This is a genomic window from Brevibacterium epidermidis NBRC 14811 (genome assembly GCF_001570805.1).
Taxonomy (GTDB): domain Bacteria; phylum Actinomycetota; class Actinomycetes; order Actinomycetales; family Brevibacteriaceae; genus Brevibacterium; species Brevibacterium epidermidis.
This window is the reverse complement of record NZ_BCSJ01000015.1, coordinates 154,407-176,041: the sequence shown is the minus strand read 5'-3', so window position 1 is coordinate 176,041 and position 21,635 is coordinate 154,407. Positions and strand designations below refer to the sequence as shown.

General features: G+C 66.1%; 18 protein-coding genes. 10 read left to right on the top strand and 8 right to left on the bottom strand.

Translation table 11 applies throughout. The annotated features are described in order from the left end of the window. Positions 1-115: 115 nt before the first annotated feature. The 3 genes from BEP01S_RS11915 to BEP01S_RS11905 are packed head-to-tail and all read right to left on the bottom strand — an operon-like array spanning position 116 to position 4,817. Positions 116-2,920: a multicopper oxidase domain-containing protein gene (locus BEP01S_RS11915; protein WP_083532693.1), complete on the bottom strand. Its 2,805-nt coding sequence runs from the start codon at positions 2,918-2,920 to the stop codon at positions 116-118. After that, positions 2,917-4,032, bottom strand: a complete 1,116-nt coding sequence (locus BEP01S_RS11910; RefSeq protein WP_083532692.1) for a DUF8744 domain-containing protein — start codon at positions 4,030-4,032, stop codon at positions 2,917-2,919. The genes BEP01S_RS11915 and BEP01S_RS11910 overlap by 4 nt, the downstream gene beginning before the upstream one ends. Next, positions 4,029-4,817 carry a helix-turn-helix transcriptional regulator gene (locus BEP01S_RS11905; RefSeq protein WP_218004337.1) on the bottom strand — a complete coding sequence of 263 codons (789 nt, stop codon included), beginning with the start codon at positions 4,815-4,817 and terminating at the stop codon, positions 4,029-4,031. The genes BEP01S_RS11910 and BEP01S_RS11905 overlap by 4 nt, the downstream gene beginning before the upstream one ends. 330 nt (positions 4,818-5,147) lie before the next feature. Between BEP01S_RS11905 and BEP01S_RS11900 the strand changes: the two genes are divergently transcribed. The 8 genes from BEP01S_RS11900 to BEP01S_RS11865 all read left to right on the top strand — a co-directional run bounded on the left by BEP01S_RS11900 (position 5,148) and on the right by BEP01S_RS11865 (position 13,982). Beyond that, positions 5,148-6,371, top strand: a complete 1,224-nt coding sequence (locus BEP01S_RS11900; RefSeq protein WP_062243526.1) for a TadA family conjugal transfer-associated ATPase — start codon at positions 5,148-5,150, stop codon at positions 6,369-6,371. Next, complete coding sequence (locus tag BEP01S_RS11895) at positions 6,368-7,342, top strand: type II secretion system F family protein (RefSeq protein ID WP_062243523.1); 975 nt, start codon at positions 6,368-6,370, stop codon at positions 7,340-7,342. Before BEP01S_RS11900 ends, BEP01S_RS11895 begins: the two co-directional genes overlap by 4 nt. Beyond that, entirely contained in the window at positions 7,339-8,277 is a 939-nt protein-coding gene (locus BEP01S_RS11890; protein ID WP_039209816.1) for a type II secretion system F family protein, read from the top strand. Before BEP01S_RS11895 ends, BEP01S_RS11890 begins: the two co-directional genes overlap by 4 nt. 101 nt (positions 8,278-8,378) lie before the next feature. After that, complete coding sequence (locus tag BEP01S_RS11885) at positions 8,379-8,657, top strand: hypothetical protein (protein ID WP_157070566.1); 279 nt, start codon at positions 8,379-8,381, stop codon at positions 8,655-8,657. Between the two features lie 7 nt (positions 8,658-8,664). Then, the gene (locus BEP01S_RS11880; RefSeq protein ID WP_244882210.1) at positions 8,665-9,114 is read left to right on the top strand and encodes a TadE/TadG family type IV pilus assembly protein; all 450 of its coding nucleotides are present in this window, start codon (positions 8,665-8,667) and stop codon (positions 9,112-9,114) included. After that, positions 9,107-9,556 (top strand): hypothetical protein, encoded by a 450-nt coding sequence (locus tag BEP01S_RS11875; RefSeq protein ID WP_062243516.1) that lies wholly within the window; start codon positions 9,107-9,109, stop codon positions 9,554-9,556. The genes BEP01S_RS11880 and BEP01S_RS11875 overlap by 8 nt, the downstream gene beginning before the upstream one ends. 1 nt (position 9,557) lies before the next feature. Beyond that, the gene (locus BEP01S_RS11870; protein ID WP_062243513.1) at positions 9,558-10,031 is read left to right on the top strand and encodes a pilus assembly protein TadG-related protein; all 474 of its coding nucleotides are present in this window, start codon (positions 9,558-9,560) and stop codon (positions 10,029-10,031) included. A 144-nt stretch (positions 10,032-10,175) separates the two neighbouring features. After that, positions 10,176-13,982, top strand: coding sequence for an FtsK/SpoIIIE domain-containing protein (locus BEP01S_RS11865; RefSeq protein WP_167348278.1), 3,807 nt, complete (start codon positions 10,176-10,178; stop codon positions 13,980-13,982). Here the strand turns inward: BEP01S_RS11865 and BEP01S_RS11860 are convergent. Next, positions 13,956-14,996 (bottom strand): GNAT family N-acetyltransferase, encoded by a 1,041-nt coding sequence (locus BEP01S_RS11860; RefSeq protein ID WP_062243507.1) that lies wholly within the window; start codon positions 14,994-14,996, stop codon positions 13,956-13,958. The genes BEP01S_RS11865 and BEP01S_RS11860 overlap by 27 nt on opposite strands. A 44-nt stretch (positions 14,997-15,040) precedes the next feature. Between BEP01S_RS11860 and BEP01S_RS11855 the strand changes: the two genes are divergently transcribed. Continuing rightward, entirely contained in the window at positions 15,041-15,850 is an 810-nt protein-coding gene (locus tag BEP01S_RS11855) for a purine-nucleoside phosphorylase (protein ID WP_039209829.1), read from the top strand. A 71-nt stretch (positions 15,851-15,921) separates the two neighbouring features. After that, positions 15,922-17,745: a phospho-sugar mutase gene (locus tag BEP01S_RS11850; protein WP_062243504.1), complete on the top strand. Its 1,824-nt coding sequence runs from the start codon at positions 15,922-15,924 to the stop codon at positions 17,743-17,745. A 13-nt stretch (positions 17,746-17,758) separates the two neighbouring features. On the opposite strand, the gene deoC is transcribed toward BEP01S_RS11850, so the two are convergent. The 4 genes from deoC to BEP01S_RS11830 form a co-directional block, all read right to left on the bottom strand. Further along, positions 17,759-18,361 carry a deoxyribose-phosphate aldolase gene (gene deoC / locus BEP01S_RS11845; protein WP_062243502.1) on the bottom strand — a complete coding sequence of 201 codons (603 nt, stop codon included), beginning with the start codon at positions 18,359-18,361 and terminating at the stop codon, positions 17,759-17,761. Positions 18,362-18,458: 97 nt separating this feature from the next. Next, positions 18,459-19,748, bottom strand: coding sequence for a thymidine phosphorylase (locus BEP01S_RS11840; protein ID WP_062243500.1), 1,290 nt, complete (start codon positions 19,746-19,748; stop codon positions 18,459-18,461). Positions 19,749-19,773: 25 nt separating this feature from the next. Then, positions 19,774-20,280 (bottom strand): cytidine deaminase, encoded by a 507-nt coding sequence (locus BEP01S_RS11835; RefSeq protein ID WP_062243498.1) that lies wholly within the window; start codon positions 20,278-20,280, stop codon positions 19,774-19,776. 71 nt (positions 20,281-20,351) lie between these two features. After that, positions 20,352-21,635, bottom strand: a complete 1,284-nt coding sequence (locus BEP01S_RS11830; protein WP_062243496.1) for an ABC transporter permease — start codon at positions 21,633-21,635, stop codon at positions 20,352-20,354.

Sequence of the window (21,635 nt, the reverse complement as noted above, 5' to 3'; positions counted from 1 at the left end):
CTGTTCTTCATTGCAGTTTCGACGGTACTACGGCGTGTAGAACAATTTCTACACGTTGTAGAATTTGAGATTTTTCGCCCGATTCCTGGACGAGGTCGGCCTCGCCGGCGCCGCTTCAGTCCGTGACGTTGACGATTCCGTGGGCGCCGCGTTCGGCGTCGACCATGACGTGGGAGACGAACGGATAGTGACCCGCCTCGGCGAATTCGAGTTCGACGAACCCGCCCTGCGAGGCGGCCAGATCGAGTGTCTGGCTCGCCCCTTTCTCTTCGTTGTCCGGTTTGAGCAGGTAGGCGCCTTCCTTGAACACGGTGTCGAACTGTCCGCCGATGATGTGGAAGGCACTCGGCCGGCTCGGTCCGGCGTCGACGACCCAGATGCGCACGCGTTCGCCGACCTTCGCCCGCAGCTGATCGTGGTCGTACTGGTTGGCGAATCCGTTGAACACGACGGCGTCGGGTTCTTCGCGGGCGGCCTTCGCCGAATCGACGATCCCGCCCTGCGGCCCGAGGTAGAGCTCGGATTGGACCATGAAGTATTCGCGGTCGACTTCGGGCAGGTTCGGCGGGTCGATGATCACGGCGCCGAACATGCCGTTGGCGATGTGGTCGGTCATCGGCATCGTCGCGCAGTGGTACATCCAGGCGCCCGAATGTGTGGCCGTGAACTCGTAGGTCAGTGATTCGCCGGGAGCGATGGTGCGCATCGGCTGGTCGGGGGCGAGTTCGCCGGCGTGGAAGTCGATCGAGTGGCCCATGGACCCGTCGTTGACGAGCGTGATGACGAACTTGTCGCCGACTTTTCCGCGCAGGGTGGGCCCGGGCATGGTGCCGTTGAACAGCCACAGCTTCTGCTTGACTCCGACGGCGACTTCGCGTTCGACCTCGGAGACGGTGAAGGTCTTCTTGATCGTCTTCGGTTTCGCGGACTCGTCAGGCTTCGGCAGCGCCGCGTCGCGGGCAGAGAAGTCACGCCCGGGTTCGGCCATGAAGTCGAGATCATCGGCCGCAGAGTCCCCGCCGTCTGAGGCGCCGCCGTCCGAGGCCCCGCCGTGGTCCATCCCGTCCATCCCGCCGTGGCCGGAGTCGCCGTGACCCGATCCATCCTGACCGGACCCGTCAGAGTCCATCGCCGTCTGATCTCCGGCGGCACCGATCGCGTTGACCGCGAAGACCATTCCCATCTGCCGGTGGCCGGCGATCGAGCACCAGCCGTCGAGGTCCTCCCCGACGATGCCGACGTCGAGCGTGGCGGATTCGCCGGGGCTCAGCCGGCCGCTGTCGGTGCCGTTGTCGAGCACGAGGTCGTGGACGTCCTGGTCATCGGTGTTCTTCAGTTCGATGACGAGCCGGTTGCCGGCCGGCACGTCGATATTGTCCGGGGTGAATCGCATGTTCTTCGCTTCGACCTGGACTGTCGTGGTCTCGCCGGTCGGAGTCACCCCCGCCGAGGCGGCCCCTGCAGTGACCGTGGTTGTGGCAGTGGGATCAATGGCCACTCCCCCGGCCACGGCGATGAGCACGAGCGCCACTCCGGCCGCAGCCGATGCCAGAGCTCGGCGGTCGTCGAGTTTGGCCGCGGCGGCCCGTTCCTCCTTCGTCGGACGGGTCTTCCGGTGGATGTCGGGGTTCGCTTTGGCCTTGCGGGAAGCGCGGATGCCCCGGATGAGGAACGGCAGGAACATGGCCAGCCCCAAGGCCACGAGCCCCGAGCACAGTACACGGACCCAGCTGGGCACCGGAAGCAGGCAGATGGCCAGGCCGAGGTTGATGATTGTGATGCGGAAGGCCGCGAGTCGGTTGAGTTCGCGGTTGGCGGCGCGCACGGCTGTCGGTCCCCCGCCGAGGACGACGGGCAGCAGGTAGGACAGTGCGCCGAAGAGGATCTGCGCGGCGAATCCTGCTGCCAGTGCCGGGGTCAGCCACGTGAAGTCCGCGGTTGCATTCAGCCAGTCGTCTGCGGTGAAGAACACCCATGCTGTCGCCAGCAGGCAGATGACCAGCCAGGACATCGCCGCGGCCGCCGAATAGGTGGGGTATTCGCGTGGCGGCTTCGCAATGCCGGCGAGCACGAAGGGGCGGGCGATGAACCCGATTCCGGCGAGGTAGCCCAGCAGGCCGATGCCCGCCGCCCACGGTTGGGCGAACAGGGACGCGGCCAGGGCGATACCCAGCCCGATGAGGAGGAGGGGAAGTCCGCGACGGGCGGCCGCCTCGGCGCCGGGGATGATCTTGGTGCGCAGCATCGTCGGCCACAGGGTCATGAGCGTGCCCATGACGGTCAGCCCGATCCAGCCGAGCAGATTGAGCAGCGCGTGGGCGGCGAGCAGTCGCGAGTGCCAGGGTTCGCCGATGTCGCGAGCGAGGATGACACCGAGGGTGACGCCCAGCGGCAGGATCGCGGCCGCCGCGAGGTAATAGTGGATGGTTCCGGCGAAGCGTGAGGCCAGGGCGTGGCGGGCCTTGCCCCACAGGTCGGCACCGTGCCAGATGACGGCGGCGGCCACACCGACCGCACCGATGATGACGACTGGCCACAGCGAGGTCATCATGCCGATGACGACGGCCAGCGTGCCGGTGTTGATGAGTCCGAGGCGGATGCTCTGATTGCGTCGATCCCGCGCCGAGGCGGGAGTGTGCAGCAGCGCCTGCGCGAAGTGCTGTGACCACACGAGGATCGAGTGGCTGACCGCGCCGAGGACGAGCAGATGGATCATCAACCACCTGGCGACCGGCAGTCCAGGATGGGCGGCGATGACGACGAGGAGGAACACGATCCAGACGACGACAGGGATGTCGCGGACGAGCCAACGTCCGCGCCCGATGCCGAGTTCCGCATCGCGGCTGCGGTCGCCCAGGCCAGTGCCGGACTTGTCACCCTTAGAACTGTGGTCGCCCGGTGAGGACAGCTGCGGGGTCATCGGTTGAAGTCCTCCTTCGCCGAGGCGGTCCCGGCCTTCGTCGTCTCCGCCTTCTTCCTTGACGCGGTGATCGCCGAGGCGGCTGCCATGAGCGCGAATCCGAGCAGGGCGATGACGTTGATGACTCCACCCCAGCGCACGGCCCAACCCAGGTCGAGGCCGTCGCCGAGGCCGATGCGCAGGATGAGACTGAGATGCAGGAGCGCGGCGGGGATATAGAACCCGCGGTGGTAGGGCAGGCGGATCCGCAGCACAGCGGGCAGGATGACCGAGGCATGGGCCATGATCATCGAGATCGCGAAGCCGAGGAACACCGCATGGATGGTCGCATCCATGGCGCGGACACTCGTCGGCGGTCCGCCGAGGACCCAGATGAGTCCGGCCACGGCCAGCCACACGTACCCGACCATGAGGCAGACGCCGATGAACCCCGGCTGGCCGGGAGCGCGCCAGGTGCGGCGGGCGACATCGTTGATGAGCAGCCAGGCGACGAGCGTGAGCAGCGCGACGCCGAAGACGGTCATACCGACGCCAGGCCACAGCAGTGAGGCGAGCAGCGCGAGGCAGAAGAGTCCGACGAGGAGGCGGAAGACCACCACGGCCGGAGCGCTGATGCTCATGCGCGCGAGTTCGAGCCGTTCGGCGGCGATGGTGAGCACGACGTAGCCGGTCAGCCAGGCAATGAGACCGGAGACCGGCACACCGCCCATCCACATGAGCGCCGCGGCCATGAGCATCGCCGCACCGAGCGCTTGGACGAGCACTGCGTCGTCGAAGTTGCGTCTGAACAGGGGAATGTAGAGCAGGGTGAAGGCGAGGCTGCCGGCGAGCAGGCCGATCTGGCCGACGATGAGAGGGGCCGGGGTGAGGATCGCGATCGCACCGAGCCCGAGCAGAGCCGGAGCGATGAAGCCCGCGGGTTCGGCCAGGGCGACGGAGCGTTCCAAAGCGATGAGGGTGCCGAGGAATCCGAAGACCATGAGGATGCCGTGGAGGTCGGGCAGCGAGGCAGCATCGACCGGGGCCCAGACGCCGAGCAGCAACAGGGCGGCGTCGAGTCCGGCGAGGAGCGCCAGGGCGCCGGGGATGAGGAAGACGAGACGGCGGATCATGGATGTGTGCTTCCGGACGCGCCGTCGCTCAGGTGCAGACGGCAGGCTCCGGGTTCGGAGAACGGGTCCAGCTCGGATTCGGCAGCGGGGTCACCGAAGACCTCGAGGGCACCGCGGACCAGGCCGAGGTGGACGCCGCAGACAATGTCAGGGTATTCGTGTGCCGCCTCGAGCAGCGGGCAGCGGGTGAGTCGGAAGCTGTGTACGTCTGCACCAGGCGCCTGTTCGTCGGACGGAATCGCCTCGGCGCCTGAAGTCACGGATTCGGGTGCGAAACCGAGGTTGTCGAGGAGAGCGAGAGTCTCCTCGGCGGGGGTGCGCTCATCCGCGGGAGTGCCCTCATCCGTGTCGGCACGGTTATGCGCGACCTCGCGAGCGAGGTCACGGCCCCAGTCGAGGCCGGCGGCGATCCCGTCTGCACGTGGGTTCGTGCTCGTGCGATCGATCTGCGCGGCCAGCACCGAGGCGAGGCCGAGGTATTCCGAGGACCCGGTCTTCGGCGATCCGATCGCCCGGTACAGCCAGGCGGGACGCCCGCGACCCGAGGAGGGAGCCTTCGTCTTTGTGGCGGCACCTGCTTCGACGAGCTGGTCGAGGTGTTCGCGCACGGTGTTCTGGTGCAGTCCGGTCATCGCCGCCAGAGCCGAGATCGTCACGGCTCCAGCCTGCGCTACGAGGTGCTCATGGACGAATACGACTGCCGGGCTCAGGTCGGCTTGCGGAGCCGCGGGCTCGGGCCCGAGCGCTGCGGAATCGCCGTCTGAGTGCTCCCGATTGTTTTTCACGGTTTCCATTGTATTAAATGATTCCGGCTCGCGAACACCCGGTGCCGACAGGAACAAAAGCGCCGCCGGCGGGAGATCTGATTCATCCCGCCGGCGGCGCGGCTCATATCGCGTCATGCGAAGGCTAGTGAGGAAAATATAGACCGGATCCCACCCCCGCGCAAGACGAAGAATCGGCGCAATGACAGTCGTGAAACTACACGTTGAGCATTTGCGGAATCGATTCCCGGTTATCCACAGATTTGGGAATACACTAGATTCTTCATTCGACTACAGCTAGGTTAAACAGCAAATAACGCTGTCAATTGAATGATCGGGCAAGGGTTCAGAGTGGAAGCCACCGAAGTCATCACCAGCGAGGTTCACAAACGGATCAGAGATCTCGATGTGGATCCCCGCGCCGATATTCAGCGCTCTCGCGAGCTCATTCGCACCGTCATCGCCGAATACGATGAGCGCAGCCTCGTCGCTGATCTCCCCCTGCTCGAGGACAAAGAGGCGACGTTCCGTCATATCGATAATCAATTGTCGGGCTTCGGTGCCCTGCAGGATTATTTCGATGATCCGCACGTCGAAGAGATCTGGGTGAATTCGCCGAGTGAGGTCTTCATCGCCGTTGACGGAGTCCACCAGCTGACGACGACGAAGCTGAGCTCCGGTGAGCTCGATGACCTCATCGAGCGGATGCTTCGGACCTCCGGTCGCCGCGTGGATTTATCTCAGCCATTTGTCGACGCCATCCTGCCCGACGGGTCCCGACTGCATGTCGTGCTGCCCGATATCACTCGCACTCACCCGGCCGTGAATATCCGCAAGTTCATCGCCCGGCCACGCAATCTCGCCAATCTGGTCGCCCAGGGATCGCTGACTGCTGGCGCCGCCGAGTTCCTCGACGCAGCCGTGGCGTGCGGGGCCAATATCCTCGTCTCCGGGGCCACTCAGGCTGGCAAGACGACGATGCTCAACGCCTTGGCCGGCTCGATTCCGGCCCGCGAGCGCACGATCTCCTGCGAAGAGGTCTTCGAACTCAATCTGCCCAGCCGCGACTGGGTCCCCATGCAATGTCGCCAGCCGTCCCTCGAGGGCACCGGCGAAGTCACCCTCCGCGCCCTCGTCAAAGAAGCACTGCGGATGCGGCCGACGCGCATCATCGTCGGCGAGGTCAGAGAGGCCGAAAGCCTCGACCTCCTCGTTGCCTTGAATTCAGGGCTGCCCGGGATGGGCACCATTCACGCGAACTCGGCCCGGGCGGCGATCACGAAGATCTGCACTCTGCCTCTTCTTGCCGGGGCGAACATCTCCTCGGCGTTCGTCGTGCCCACCGTTGCCGTCAGCCTCGACGTCGTCGTCCATCTGCGGCGGGACCCCTCCGGGGTGCGCCGGGTCGATGAGATCTGCGCGGTGCCCGGAGGAGTCGAAGGCGACGTCGTCGAACTCGACACGATCTTCCATTCGCCACGAGGACAGCTCATCCGTGGTCAGGGGTTCGGCCACCTCGGCGAGCGATTTGCGGCCATCGGCCGCGATCTTCACACCGTTCTGGAGGCGGCGTGAGCTATTCGCAGTCCGCGCTGCTCATCGGTGCCTGCCTCGGGGCGGGACTATTCCTCATCTGGATGTCACTGTGGCAGCGACCGCAGGGCAAGCGGACGCAGTCGCGGTGGGTGCGCGAACTCGATGACATGCTCACCGGGGCCGGTTTCCCCAGACTGCGGCCTGCTCATCTGCTGCTCATCTCGGTCGCGGCGTTCTGTGCGGTTGCGGTCGTCTCGACGGTACTCACCGGCTCGTGGGCGATCGCATTGTGCTTCGGCGTCTTCGCTTCCTGGCTGCCGCACCGGGCGCTGCAGCATCGAGCACGCAGTAGGCAGGTGATGCGGCGGGAACTGTGGCCCGAAACTCTCGACCATCTCAATTCCGGAGTCCGCGCAGGACTGTCCCTGCCGGAAGCACTGAGTTCTCTGGCCCATCGCGGACCCGAACCGCTGCGACCGCTGTTCGAAGTCTTCGCCGAGGAATATCGGGCCAGCGGCTCGTTCGCTTTGGCGCTGGAGAGGTTCAGGCAGGTCAGCGCCGACCCCGTGGCCGACCGTATCGTCGTCGCGCTCAGTGTCACTCGGCAGGTCGGCGGCAGCGATCTGGGCACCATGCTGCGGGCCCTAGCGCAGTTCGTCCGTGATGATGCCCGCACCCGCAATGAGCTCTCCGCCAGGCAGCAGTGGACGGTCAACGGCGCCCGACTGGCCGTCGCCGCACCATGGGTGGTGCTCGCGTTCCTATCGACGCGTCCCGAAACGGCGGTGGCGTACAACTCGCGCACCGGACTGATCCTCCTGGCGGCTGGCTTCGTCGTCTCTCTGCTGGCGTATCAGGCGATGAAGCGCATCGGTCGGCTCCCGGCCGAGCCCCGGGTCATCGAGGGGTCCTCGCTCAGCGCCGCCCACCGACGCTTCGCAGGCAGCGCCGGGACGAGCGGCGGATTCACCTCAGACAATGAGGACGCTGCGGACGGGCGGGCGGCATGAGCCTCCTCGGCGAGCCTCTATCGATCCTGGCCCTCGGACTCTTCAACGGCTTCGCCTTGTGCATCTTCGTCCTCTCCCTCCCGCCGCTGCGAAAGCCGACGCTGTCCTCACGGATCGCGCCCTATCTGCGGGATCAGGAGTCCCTGGTCGACATCTACGCCCCGCCGACCCCGCGCACCGAGGGATTCTGGGGACTGGTGAAGTCATGGCTGGTCAGCTCGACGCTGTGGGTGACATCGCGCATCACCACCGATGCGACTCTGCGGCTGCGCATCGACCGCCTCGGCGGCAATGCCACGATCGAACGTTTCCGCATCAACCAGGTGCTGAGCATCCTCGTCGGGATGATCGTCGCCGGCGGACTGGCCGGCGCCCTATCGGCACAGCGCGGCTTCTCCCCCATCGTCACCCTCGTCCTCGTCATCAGCGGCGGCATCGCCGGGCACGTCGTCAACGATTGGCGGCTCAGTCAAGCCATCGCCCGCCACGAATCCCGAGTGCTCGCCGAATTCCCCACCGTCGCCGAACTCCTCGCCCTGTCCATCACCGCTGGTGAGGGGATCGTGGAGGCCCTCGAACGAGTGTGCCGCACCTGCTCCGGCGATCTCATCGACGAACTCCGCGCAGCCTTGGCCGCCACCCGCACCGGCACACCCTTGGTCGAAGCGCTCGACGCGATGGCCACACGCATCGCCATCCCCGAGATCGTCCAGTTCGTCGACGGCCTCGCCGTGTCGATGACTCGCGGCACCCCGCTGGCCGAAGTGCTTCGCTCCCAAGCCGCTGACGTGCGCGAACAGTCCCGACGACGGCTGCTCGAACTGTCCGGTCGCAAAGAGATTGGAATGCTCGTTCCGGTTGTCGTCTTCGTACTACCCGTCACCGTCATCTTCGCAGTCTTCCCCTCCCTGACCGTCCTCGACCTCAGCCCGTAACCGCCGATCCTGCACCAACGACCAGTTCTGCCCATACGACCATGCCCGGCACCAACGATCACGCGGATCGAATTCTCGACCTCGCCGATGAAGGAGACACAATGTTCCGCCAGTTCACCTACCGCCTCGTCCCGCTCATGCTCGGGCTCTTCCCCGGTTCTCCTCCGCGAGGAGGAAACACCATCGCCGAGGCGGCCGACCAGGGCATCGACCAGAACCTCACTGACGATGTCGACCGTCCCGATCGCGGGGACGTTCCCGGCTGGGTCCTCATCACGCTGATGACCGCGGGACTGGTAGTCGCGTTGTGGGCGCTGGCTGGCGAAGCCTTCACCTCGATGTTCCAAGACGCGATGAATAAGGTCCGCGGGGCCGGGTGACCGGACGGTGACCAGAGTCGACGAGACGGAACAGGCGGGCCGAATGGGTGCCGCCTCGGTGACGGCGGCAGGCGAGCGCAGCGATTCGGGATCTGCCGTCGCCGAGTTCGCTCTCATCGCCTCACTGCTGGCCCTCATCCTGGCCGGGGCCCTGCAGATCGGCCTCGTCATCCACGTCCGCAACACGGTCATCGACTCCGCCATCGCCGGAGCAAGGCAGGCGAGCCTGGCTGATCAGACCCCACGCGACGGGCAGAAACTCACCCGCGACCTCATTCGAGTATCCGTGGGCGAGCGCTACGCCCAGAAGGTCACTGTCTCGACGTCACAGCGCGGTGCCATCGAGATCGTCGAGGTGCGCGTGACGACTCCGCTCCCGGTCCTCGGGCTGTGGGGACCGGCTGAAGTGTGGGACCTGCGCGGACGGTCCATCGTCGAGGACGTCGACCGTGACTGAGCCGGAGCGCGATCAAGGGGTTGCGTCCGGCGACGCTGATGAGGGAACGGCGGTCATCGAGTTCATCTTTGCCTCCATCGTCCTGCTCATTCCCGTCATCTACCTCATGCTCACGCTCTCCCAACTGCAGGCGGCCAGCTATGCGACCACCTCGGCGGCCATGTCGGCCTCGCGCATCGCCGCTCGCGACGCGAACCCCTCGGAGGCTCGCGCCCATGCTGTTGCCGACATGCATTTCGCGGACTTCGGGCTGCGGGATGCGCCGACCTCCATCACCTACTCGTGCGCCGGACCCTGTGGACAGGCCGGTTCCCTCGTCACCGCACGGGTCGAGACGAAGGTGTCTCTGCCCGGGTTCCCACTCCTCTTCGGCTCCGACCGGTCGCCGCACATCACCCTGCGTGCGAACCACACCGACGTCGTCGCCACAGGACGTCAGTGATATGCAGACCGTAGGCGAGCACGATTCGGAGCCAGGCCGAGCAGCGCAGTTCGATCATGAATCGGATGCCGGGTCGATCACACCGCTGGCCATCGGCTTCGTCGTCATCGCCTTGTTGCTGGCCTTCCTCATTGCGGCTCTGACCGATCTGCACATGGCACGCCGTGAGCTGCAGGGCTTGGCCGATTCTGCGGCGCTGGCGGCCTCGGACTCGTTCGAACCGGCTCCCGGTGACGATCCCGGTCTCGTGTTCTCGTCTCCCGCGGCCAAACGAGCCGCCGGGCGGTACCTGAGCGCGGTGCCGACTCCGAAGGATATGGGTGATCTGCGGTTGAGTGCCGATGCCGATGGGACGCATTCGGTGCGCATTCGCATCGAAGCCCGCTACTCTCCGGCGCTGCTCTCGCCGTTCGTGCCCGGCCTCATCGACCTCCACGCCACCGCTTATGCCAGGGGTGCCCTGCGCCTCGACTGATCGGTGCGAGTCGTCGACTCCGACGCCGATTCCTGTGCGCGACGGCCCCACTCACGCATTGTGGGGCTGTGGACGCCCACGTCGTTTCCACAGGGCGTTTTGTCCCTCTTGTACCAGCAGAATTCTCGCGGTGATTCTATGGGCATGAGAACCCTGGGGCTCATCCACCGAGTCGAGACGAATGGAGCCGTCACGAGCATGACTGTCGAAGCCGATTCCGCCGAGCCGGCCTTCGACGTCTTCCGGTCTGCTTTCGGACCGGAACTGACTCATCAGGACCTCGTGACCGGCAACCGGCTCGAGGACCACAGGCTCGAGTCGATCAGCTGGGGTCACTGGCAGAGACTCAATCCCATCACCATCGTCGGCGCGAATTCTCTGCGCACCACCGACGCCTGTGCCGACTCCGCACGGACGACCGTATCCGTCGTGGCAGGCCCCGACTCCGGCTTCACTCTGACGCTCGACCCGCGGCGAGCCCGCCTGTCTCGACTGCCCCATGCCGACTGCCTGACGCTCGTCGACCCCTGCATCTCCCGTACACCTCAACCGCTGCGACTCGACGCCACGGGCGCTCAGCCCGCAGTTCATGTGGGAGCGACCGTGCTCGCACCGGGCACGACAGACTGGTCGTCGGCCGACGCTTCGTCTTCAACTGCCCGTTCGGCCCCGCCGATACGATCCCCACCTCTGCAGCGCAACGACGACGTTCATATCGTGCCGAAGACGATCGACGATCCCCGGCCGGCCAGGCCACCGCAGTGGTGGACGTTCCTCATCCCCGTCGGCATCGGCGTAGTGCTGGCCGTGGCCACCGGAATGTGGTGGTTCCTGCTCTTCAGCGTCTCTGCCCCGCTCTCCGGCTGGATCGCCTACCTGGTCGAGAAGAAGCGCTTCGCCCGCGACAGTGCACAATGCCGACTCGACCGCGACGACGCCTTGACCGAGGCTCGAGCCAGGCTCAACCGCCTCGAGGCGACGCACCGACACATGATCTTCTCCTCCCCCGGTCTGTGCCTTGGTTTCGGGACGGTCTTCACCGACCTCACCATCGACGAACAGCTGCAGGACGGAACCGACCACGTCGACGGCCGAGTCGTCTGCGCCGACATTCCGGTCCGCATCGATCCCCGCACGACCACGGTCACCGTCCGCGGAAACGCCGCAGTCCTGCGCACCATGGCCTTCGCCTGGCTGGCCGACCGGCGATTCCAATGGCGACCGAGTCCCGAACTCGCACTGCTGCCGGAGCTGGCAGGCACGGAATTCTCCGCCGACCATGCATCGAGCTCGGTCCCTTCGGGGTCCGGCCCGGGAGGCAACATTGACGACCCCATCTCGATCACCCTCGACGAGGCGGCCCACCCCGCCGTACTCACGCTCACCGCCCCGCATGCCGGCCCAGCGGTGTCGATGACAGTGGGCACTCTCGCGCAGGCTCGCACCACTTTGTCGACCGCACCCGGCGGACCGGTGCCCGGACGGGCGCTCATCGCCACTCTCATGCCGGCTGCCCGATTCGTCACCCTGCACCGTGGTCGCGCGGTCGAAACCGAACCCAGGGCATGGCCCGATCACGGACTCGGCGAACTCTGCAACGATGCGCCCGAGGTCATCAGGGCACGGTGGCACCGTCCCGCCTCGGGGCCGGTGCTGATCGGTCGCGGAGCCGACGGTGACGTCGGAATCGATCTGTTCTCCGACGGCCCACATGCTCTCGTCGCCGGCACCACGGGCAGCGGAAAATCTCTGCTCCTCCAGGCGTGGCTGCTGTCGATGGCGCTGGCACAGCCGCCTCGGCGACTGCGTTTCGTCCTCATCGATTTCAAAGGCGGAGCCACCTTCTCCCCTCTGCAGGACCTACCGCACACGGACAGTGTGCTCGACGATTTCGACTCGGGTCTCGCCTTTCGCGCTCTCGTCTCGGTGCGCGCCGAGATCACCCACCGTGAACGTCTGCTGGCCGACCGCGGGTGCACCGATGTTGCCGATCTCGCCGACCCTCCTCCGCGTCTCATCGTCGTCATCGATGAGTTCCATTCGCTCATGGCCACTCATCCACGCGCCGCTGATCTGCTCGAACACCTCACCGCTTTGGGCAGGTCCCTCGGCGTCCACCTCATCCTCGCCACCCAGCGCCCCATGGGCGTCGTGACCGGTCAGATGAAGGCGAACATCAACATCCGCGTGTGCCTGCGGGTACGCGATGAGACCGATTCCTTCGACGTCATCGGTACCGAGGCGGGCGCGTTCCTTCCCGCGGACAAGCCGGGAGCCGCCTGCCTGGACTCCGGAATCAGCGTCACCCAGTTCCGCGTAGCGGTGCCCTTCGGCACCAATTCCGGCACCGAGGCGGCTATCCGCCCCCGCGTCCGGCCCTGGGTCCGTGGACCGGTTCCGTCCCTGGCCAGCGGGGTTCACGGTGTCAGCGTCGACAACATCGTCGCCGCGACACGGGAAAATGCTGGGGCCGTAAACGATCCAGCGGCCGGAGCTGACGAGGTGATTGAGAAATCATCGTTTGAGGGGCAGACGCGACAGATCGTGTTGCCGCCTCTGCCTGCTCCGGAAGACATGGCAGCCTGGGCAGCTGGCATGTCGGCGAGAGCCACCGATGGAACGGTGGAGGCAGTCGGTGATCCCGGCACAGCGGTCTCGGGGATCATCGATGTCCCCAGCGAGCAGCGGCAGCAGTTATGGACATTCGATCCGGATGTGGACGGTTCCACGATCCTCACGGGCGGCACCCCCGAAACCATTGAAACCGTGCTCGTGAATATGGCTCGCGCGGCCGCTCCGACCAGACGGATCATCGCGATCGGCAGGATCGCCGCTGCTCTCGACTGGGCCGACATCAGCTGCGGAATGAGCACGGGCTGGCAGATCCAGGCGATTCTCGACCACCTCACCGTCAACGGAGACCCGGGCAGGATCGCGCAAGACGGCGACGGCACAGCGACCTCGGCAGGTTCGGTCACGAGCCGACAACCGCCGAGCCTGCTCGTCTGCGGCAATTGGGCCGAGTTCGTCGATTCGCTCGACCACTTTTGGGCGGAGCGCGCCGAACGTCTGCTTGGTCATGGTGCCGGTTCGGATCTCGTGTTCCTGCTCGCTGGGTGCCGAAACATGACGAGCAGAAGTTCTCGGTTCGCCACTCAAATCATCTTCCCGCCCGATGTCGGCGAAGACGGGACGAGCTTCGGACTCAGCCGGCAGCGGTTCGCCGGCAGCTGGCCGGATCTTCGCGCTGTCATTCGCGGTCCATGTGTGCAGACTTCCAGCGGAGAAGGCGCCGATGTGCAATTCGGACCCGGTGACGCGGCACGAAATGATTCGTCCGAACCGGAAACAGAAACGGTCAGCATCGGCGGATGGGAGTCCCCCGACGGGCTGCAGCGTCGGGAAGGATTCGCTCCACGCTGGCGCGGTCTCGACCGTCCTGCAAGCGAGGGCGAAGCATCATTCGGCACCAACACTTCGGCGGGCCGCGTCCCCATCGGCATCGACGCTTTCGGCGACCTCGTCATGTGGGATCCCTTGCGGGACGGTTCCGTTCTCACGGTTCGCGGTTCTCCGCAGAGCGGCAAGACTGGATTCGCGACTCTCCTCCACCGCCTCGGCGAGGTTCTTGTCCACGATGATGCCCACAAGGAGTCAGACCCGGTCGACTGGGATCTGCTCGACGGACGATTCCATGTGCTCACCGTGCCGACTCGATTCACACCCAGCTATGGATCTCCGCTGGCCAAGGCACAGAATCTCGGTCCGCTGCTCGTGCTCGGTGTGCACACCAAACAGGATCTCACCGGGCTCGGGGTGCTTCGACAGGCTCCACTCGACGGATTGCCGGGAACGGGCTGGTTCGTCACCGAGGATCAGACTCGCCCCGTGCGCCTCTTCAGCACAACGGGAATCGAGCCTGATTCAATTCGCGTCGGAAGGAGGTCCTGAGAGAGTCTCGTAACGGTAGAGCTCGGTCGCAGTCCCTGCCTCGAGCAGACGGTCGGCCAGCGCCGAGACCACGGGCATTCCGCTCGTGACTTCGATGACGACATCGGCGTCGACCGACAAACGCGCCAGCAGGAGTTCGGCATCGGCGACTGCGGCGGCGAACTCTTCACCTGTGACATCGGCGGCATCGTCACGGGTTTCGAACATCGATCCGAGGATGAGCTCGGTCGGCGGTTCCTCGTCGACGTGATCGACGACAGCGGTCCCGTCCCCAGCAGCGGCCTCGGCGCCCGGCTCACCGGCCGACGGCAGAACACCGGCGGTCTCTTCGGCTTCCCTGGCATAGGACACGGCGAAGGCGCTGAGCCCGCCCGCCTCGGCGGTCCCGGCAGCGCCATTGAGCAGCGCGGCACCATGGGCTCCGGCCGCCTCGGAGAGGAACGCGTTGTTCACCTGTCCGATGGTCAGCGGGCCGACGGCATCGTCGCGGTTGACCGCGGTGTACCAGGCGAAGAATGCCTTCGTCAGCTTCACCGAGCCGGTCGCGACGATCTCGAGGTCCTCGGCCCGACCACCGCCGGCCGGCGGCAGAGCACCTGCGGGCACCCTGATCACGCGGGTCGTCGTCAGCGGGGTGAAACCGAGCGCCTGAGCGAAGCCTTCGCCCGCACTTCCGGCCTGCACACGGGCCCGCAAATCGAGTCCCTCGAGAGCGGTTCCTCGAGTCTCCGCGCACACTGCCTCGAAGAGTTCACGCCCCTGACCGTGCCCCTGTTCCTCGGCGGCGACCTCGACGTGGACCCACGCACGGTAGGGGTGAAGCGGGGATTCGGCGATCGCGGCGGCTCCGACGGGAACGTCGGGAACCACCTCGGCGATAACGGAGCGGATCAGGGGCGAATCCGAGGACGGACGGAACAGGGACCTGGCCATATGGCCGGCCGGGGTGGTCGCATCGGCGAACACCTCGTTCAGGCGCAGATCGTCACCGTCGTTCAGCTCTCGAATCGGCATGTGCTCGCTCCTTGGGCGGTGGGGAACTTGATAATCTTGGCGTCATGACTGACTTAAGCGATCCTACCGCCGCCGCGCACGCCGCGGCCACGACCATCAACTCGAACGCGGGCATCGAATCGCACGACATCGCGCTCGTCCTCGGATCCGGTTGGGGCGGGGCGGCAGACCTCCTCGGCGAAACCGTTGCCGAGATCTCCGCTGCAGAAGTTCCCGGATTCCACGCTCCGGCCGTCGAAGGCCACGGTGCAACCCTGCGCACGGTGCGGATCGAGGCCAGCGGCAAGCATGCACTCGTCCTCGGATCGCGCACCCACTACTACGAAGGCAAGGGCGTGCGGGCGGTCGCCCACGGTGTGCGCACCGCGGCCGCGGCCGGCTGCTCCTCGCTCGTGCTGACGAACGGGTGCGGCGGACTCAACCGCAACTGGGCACCCGGTACTCCGGTGCTCATCTCCGATCACCTCAACCTCACCGGTACCTCCCCGATCGAGGGCGCGAACTTCGTCGATCTCACCGATCTGTACTCGCCGCGCATGCGGGCCATCGCCAAGGAGATCGACCCGACGCTCGACGAAGGCGTGTACGCGCAGTTCCGCGGACCTCATTACGAAACCCCCGCCGAGGTGCGAATGGCCGGAATCCTCGGCGCGGACCTGGTGGGCATGTCGACGACGCTGGAGGCCATCGCCGCACGTCAGGCCGGGCTCGAGCTCATGGGCATCTCGCTGGTCACGAACCTCGCCGCCGGCATCCAGGAGACCCCACTCTCCCACGCCGAGGTCATCGAGGCCGGAGCCGCTGCCGCCCCGCGCATCTCTCGACTGCTCGCCGATATCGTCGCGAAGCTCTGAGCCACAGCACCGACGACAGCAGCACTCCCCTACCCCACCCCTCTTCACCGCAGACCCGCAAAGGACGGAACATGACTCGCGTAGCCGACCGGTTCACAAATGGATTCGACGCCGAGGTGGTCCGTGCCTGGATCGCCGACGACCCCGACCAGCAGACAGCCACCTCGTTGGAGCACATCCTCGCCGAGGCTGAAGCCGGGGATGCGGCCGCGATCGCCGATCTCGAAGACCGGTTCTCCGGTCCCCTCGTCTTCGGCACCGCCGGACTGCGCGGTGAGATCGCTGCCGGTCCGAACCGGATGAACCGGGCAGTCGTCATCCGTGCCGCCGCCGGTTTGGCCGCGTTCCTCGCTGAGACCGTCGGTGAGGGATTCCGCGTCGTCATCGGCTGCGATGCCCGGTACAAGTCCGCAGAGTTCGCGGCCGATACCGCCGCTGTCGTCACCGCCGCCGGTGGAGTCGCGATCCAACTGCCCGAGCAGCTGCCGACCCCGCTGCTGGCCTTCGCGTTGTCGCATCTCGAAGCCGACGCCGGTGTCATGGTCACGGCCAGTCACAACCCGCCAGCTGACAATGGCTACAAGGTCTACCTGGGCAAACGTCCCCTGCAGGCGATCGGCTCCGAGGCTGACGCCGAGGCGGGTGCGGGCGCACAGATCGTCAGCCCGGCCGATGCACTGATCGCCGAGAAGATCGCGGCTGTGGAGTCCGTCGCTTCTGCGCCTCGGGCTGAGTCCGGGTGGGAGCACCTCGATGAGTCAATCGTCGAGGACTACCTGTCCCGCATCGATGATCTGGGTGTGCGTGCAGAGGCAGATCTGTCGATCGTCCTGACGTCCCTGCACGGTGTGGGTGCCGGTGTCGCCGAGGCGGCCCTGAGCCGGACCGGGTTCACGAACCTCCACCCGGTGGCTTCTCAGCAGGCCCCGGATCCGGAGTTTCCGACGGTGTCATTCCCGAACCCTGAGGAGGCCGGGGCACTCGATGAGTCCTATGCGCTTGCTCGGGAGATCGGTGCCGAACTCATCATCGCCAACGATCCGGATGCCGACCGGTTCTCCGCGGCCATCCCGGATGCGTCAGCGGCGGTCGGGTACCGGCAGCTGACCGGCGACGAGGTGGGACTCCTCCTCGGTGAGGATGCCGCGACTCGGCTGGCGGCGGGAACACATCATGCGACGGGAACTGAGGCTCCGGTCTTTGCGAACTCGATCGTGTCCTCCCGCGGTCTGGCGGCAGCGGCTGCCAGCCACGGCTTCACTGCGGTGAACACGCTCACTGGTTTCAAGTGGATCTCTCGAGTGGCCGGACTCGTCTTCGGCTACGAAGAGGCACTCGGTTACTGTGTCGACCCGGCTGCAGTACGCGACAAGGACGGCATCTCCACAGCTGTGACGTTCGCGTCCCTGGCGTCGCGGCTGAAGTCGGAAGGCAGCAGCATCGAGGCCGAACTCGATCGGATCCGCAACCGCGACGGCTACTTCGCCACCGCTCCGCTGAGTTTCCGCCTCGACGACGTCTCTCTCATCGCCACGGCGATGGCGAAGCTGCGGGAGAATCCGCCGGCCACTCTGGCTGGGTCCCCCGTCGTCGAGGTTCATGACCTCTCCGCCGGGTACGAAGGTCTGCCGCCGACCGACGGAATCCTGCTGCTCTCGGAGTCGAACTCGCGGGTCATCGTGCGTCCTTCGGGCACCGAGCCGAAGCTCAAGTGCTATCTCGAAGTCGTCGCCGATCCCTCGGAACTCCAGGCTGCGGCCGATGCCGATGCACGTGCGGCAGCCAGCGCAGGAGTGCGACTGTCGACCACCTCGGCGAGTGCGTCCCTCAAGCCGGCCCTGACAGAACGTCTGGCCTCGATCAGCACCGAACTGAAAGCCTTCTTCGGCCTCTGACACACCCCAAGAACTACCTGACGGCGGCGATCATCTCTTCGGCGGCCTCGGCGGTGCGGATTCCGCCGGAGGCCTTGACGCCCAGGCGATCGCCCACGGTCTCGCGCATCAGCGACACAGCGTGAGCGCTGGCTCCGCCGGCCGGGTGGAAACCGGTCGAGGTCTTGACGAATCCGGCACCAGCTGCCTCGGAGCGGCGGCACGCCTCGACGATCTGCTCATCGGTCAGCGCCGCCGACTCGATGATGACCTTGACGACGGCATCCCCGCTGGCTTCGACGACACCGCGGATATCGGCCTCGAGCCCGTCGAAATCTCCGGCGACGGCCTGTCCGATGTTGATGACCATGTCGACCTCGGCGGCACCGTCAGCGACAGCCTGCTTCGCCTCGGCAGCCTTGATCTCCGGCTTCACCTGGCCGGAGGGGAACCCGACGACGGTGGCCACGACGAGCTCACCCGGATCGGTGACCGGCAGCATGGACGGCGACACGCAGATAGCGAGCACGCCCAGCTCCTTCGCCTCCGCTACGAGGGCGTCGACGTCGGCGGGGGTCGCTTCGGGCTTGAGCAGGGTGTGGTCGATCATGGCTGCGACATCGGTGCGGCTGGTCATGGGTTCCTCCAAGTTCGGTGATGCTGGTTCTAGGGCTGTGGTTCCAGAGTAGTGAGGTCGGCGGCCGCGCAGTAGTGCCGCCGGTGTGCGATCGAACTCAGGTGATCGTGTCGAAGACGATCGATTCCGGCACCGAGGCGGCGTCCCCGCCGATCTCGACTGCTGAGTCCAGGGCCTCGATCGCCCGTTCGAAGCGTTCCGGGGTCGCCGTGTGCAGTGTCATGAGCGGCTGACCGGCCGTGACCGTGTCCCCGGGCTTGGCGTGCAGTTCGATGCCCGCCACGTCCTGGACCGGATCTTCCTTCCGTGCCCGTCCGGCGCCCAACCTCCACGAGGCGACTCCCACCGAGAGTGCGTCGAGCTGGGTGAGCACCCCGGATTCGGTCGCGGTGACGACCTCCGTGTGCTCGGCGACGGGCAGGGCTGCCTCCGGGTCACCGTGCTGGGCGCGGATCATCTGCTTCCACTTGTCCATGGCACGACCGTCGGTCAGTGCGGCGCGGACGTCGACATCGGTCTTGCCGGCCAGGCGCAGCATCTCCTCGGCCAAGGCGACGGTGAGGTCGACGACGTCGGCTGGTCCTGCGCCGGCCAGGACCTCGACGGATTCGCGGACCTCGAGGGCATTGCCGACGGTCAGGCCCAAGGGCGTGGACATATCGGTCAGCAGCGCCGAGGTATTCACCCCGGCGGCCTTGCCGAGCTCGACCATCGTCTGGGCAAGCTCGCGGGCCTTCGTCAGGTCCTTCATGAACGCACCGGATCCGACCTTGACGTCGAGGACGAGCCCGGAGGTGCCCTCGGCGATCTTCTTCGACATGATCGACGAAGCGATGAGCGGAATGCAGTCGACCGTCGAGGTGATGTCGCGCAGAGCGTAGAGCTTCTTGTCCGCCGGAGCCAGACCGGTTCCGGCCGCGCAGATGACGGCCCCGACGTCCTCGAGCTGGTCGACGATCGCCTGATTGCTCAGGCCCGCCTGCCAGCCGGGAATCGATTCGAGTTTGTCCAGGGTGCCGCCGGTGTGACCGAGACCGCGGCCGGAGAGCTGTGGGACGGCGACGTCGAAGACCGCGACGAGCGGGGCCAGCGGCAGGGTGATCTTGTCGCCGACTCCCCCGGTCGAATGCTTGTCGGAGGTCGGCCGGGACAGGGACGAGAAGTCCATGCGCTCACCGGAGTCGATCATCGCCTGCGTCCAGTGCGCGATCTCTTCGGGCTCCATGTCGTTGATGAAGATCGCCATGGCCAGGGCCGCCATCTGCTCTTCGGCGACGGCGCCGCGGGTGTAGGCGTCGATCACCCAGTCGATCTGCTCCTTGCTCAGGGCTCGGCCATCGCGCTTGGCGGCGATGACGTCGACGGTGTCGAATGCTTCTACGCTCACGGTCTCAATCCTTCGTTTTCGTCGATCAGTGCTTGGCCTCACGGTCGCGGCGTGCGGCGGCCAGGTGGTCGGGTCCGAAAGCTTCGGGCAGGACCACGGACATCGGGGCGCGTCCGCTGGGCATGTTGATGACGAGATCGTTGCCGCCGTGTTCGAACAGCAGCTGTCGGCATCGCCCGCAGGGGACGAGGGTGTTGCCCTCTCCGTCCACGCAGTCGAAGGCGACGAGGCGGCCCCCGCCGGTCATGAACAGCTCGGAGAGGAGCGAGCATTCCGCACACAGGGTCACACCGAATGAGGCGTTCTCGATATTGCATCCGCCGACGATGCGGCCGTCGTCGACGAGGCCGGCCGCCCCGACCGGGTAGTTCGAGTACGGCACATAGGCCTTCGTCATCGCCCGTTTCGCTTCTGCTCGCAGAAGCTCCCAGGTGCCTTCGCTGAGGTCCTCGGGGCAGACGGGGGTGGGTTCCTCACTCCAGACCGGGGCGGTCGATTCGGGTGCGGAAGCGCGGGGTTCGGGGACAGTCATGGGGATACTTCCTTCAGGTTGCGACTGCGGGGTATTCGAGGGGTCGTGCTGGTCCGTCGCCGAGGCGGGACTCACTTCACGTAGGGCACACCTTCCGCGGCGGGCGGGCGGACCCGACCGACGAAGCCGGCGACGGCGAAGACGGTGACGATGTAGGGCAGCATGAGCAGCAGCTCGTTGGCCACCGGGGTGCCGATGGACTGCAGAGTGTTGCCGAGGCTCTTGGAGAAGCCGAACAGCAGCGCCGCGAACAGCGCACCCTTCGGGTTCCACTTGCCCAGGATCATCGCCGCCAGGGCGATATAGCCCTGTCCTGCCGACATCTCCTTGCCGAAGGCCAGTCCGGAGCCGACGGTGAAGAAGGCACCGCCGAGGCCCGCGATGGCACCGGCGAGCAGAGTGTTGCGCACGCGGGTGAAGTTGACCTTGATGCCGACGGTGTCCGCGGCCTTCGGGTGCTCGCCGACGGCCCGCATCCGCAGACCCCACTTCGAGCGGAAGACGAAGATCTGCAGGGCGATGACGACGACATACATAATGTAGACGAGGATGTTCTGGTCGAACAGCACTCGTCCGAGCACCGGAATGTCCGCAAGCAGCGGGATCGGCAGATTCGGCAGCTTCTGGCGGGAGTTCCACAGTTCCGGATCCTGGGTGAGAACCGTCGAGTAGAGGAAGCTCGTGACGCCGACGACGAGGACGTTGAGGACGACGCCGATGATGATCTGGTTGACCCAGTACTTCACCGCGAAGAAGGTGAGCACCACGGCGACCAGGGCACCGGCGATGGGAGCGGCGAGCAGACCCGCGTACGGGTTCTTCACCACGGAGGCGACGACCGCTGCGAGGAACGCACCGGCCAGCAGCTGGCCTTCGATGGCGATGTTGATGATGCCCGAACGCTCTCCCACGAGACCGCACATGGCGCCGAAGATCAGCGGCACGGACAGCGCCAGGGCACCGGCGAGCAGCGTGGTCAGCGGGATCACGCCACCGGATCCGCCGCCTGCCCACGCGAGGAAGGACAGGACGAAGATCACGCCGAAGAGCATCGGGAACCAGGAGCCGAGGTCGATGCGCTTGACCGACACATAGATCGACACGGCGGCCATGATGACGAGGATGATGCCCAGCGTCAGACCTGCCGCGGTCGAGGACACGGCGAAGTCGGGGATGGCGAAGAAGTCTCCGCCGGTGGCCACTCGGAAGGTCGTGTCGCCGTCACGGCCGATGAGGCCGAAGAAGATGAGTGAGACGAGGGCGAGGATCGTATAGACGATCGGGAATTTCCAGGCGATCGGCGCAAGCGCCTTGACCTGGGTCGAAGGTGTTCTATCCATGGTCTGAGCAGTCAT

Coding starts and splice junctions, on each gene's coding strand:
- BEP01S_RS11835 (WP_062243498.1), bottom strand. CDS start 20,280: ATGACTGTCCCCGAACCCCGCGCTTCCGCACCCGAATCGACCGCCCCG.
- deoC (WP_062243502.1), bottom strand. CDS start 18,361: ATGACCAGCCGCACCGATGTCGCAGCCATGATCGACCACACCCTGCTC.
- BEP01S_RS11885 (WP_157070566.1), top strand. CDS start 8,379: ATGTTCCGCCAGTTCACCTACCGCCTCGTCCCGCTCATGCTCGGGCTC.
- BEP01S_RS11855 (WP_039209829.1), top strand. CDS start 15,041: ATGACTGACTTAAGCGATCCTACCGCCGCCGCGCACGCCGCGGCCACG.
- BEP01S_RS11910 (WP_083532692.1), bottom strand. CDS start 4,032: ATGATCCGCCGTCTCGTCTTCCTCATCCCCGGCGCCCTGGCGCTCCTC.
- BEP01S_RS11865 (WP_167348278.1), top strand. CDS start 10,176: ATGAGAACCCTGGGGCTCATCCACCGAGTCGAGACGAATGGAGCCGTC.
- BEP01S_RS11870 (WP_062243513.1), top strand. CDS start 9,558: ATGCAGACCGTAGGCGAGCACGATTCGGAGCCAGGCCGAGCAGCGCAG.
- BEP01S_RS11850 (WP_062243504.1), top strand. CDS start 15,922: ATGACTCGCGTAGCCGACCGGTTCACAAATGGATTCGACGCCGAGGTG.
- BEP01S_RS11860 (WP_062243507.1), bottom strand. CDS start 14,996: ATGCCGATTCGAGAGCTGAACGACGGTGACGATCTGCGCCTGAACGAG.
- BEP01S_RS11890 (WP_039209816.1), top strand. CDS start 7,339: ATGAGCCTCCTCGGCGAGCCTCTATCGATCCTGGCCCTCGGACTCTTC.
- BEP01S_RS11915 (WP_083532693.1), bottom strand. CDS start 2,920: ATGACCCCGCAGCTGTCCTCACCGGGCGACCACAGTTCTAAGGGTGAC.
- BEP01S_RS11830 (WP_062243496.1), bottom strand. CDS start 21,635: ATGACTGCTCAGACCATGGATAGAACACCTTCGACCCAGGTCAAGGCG.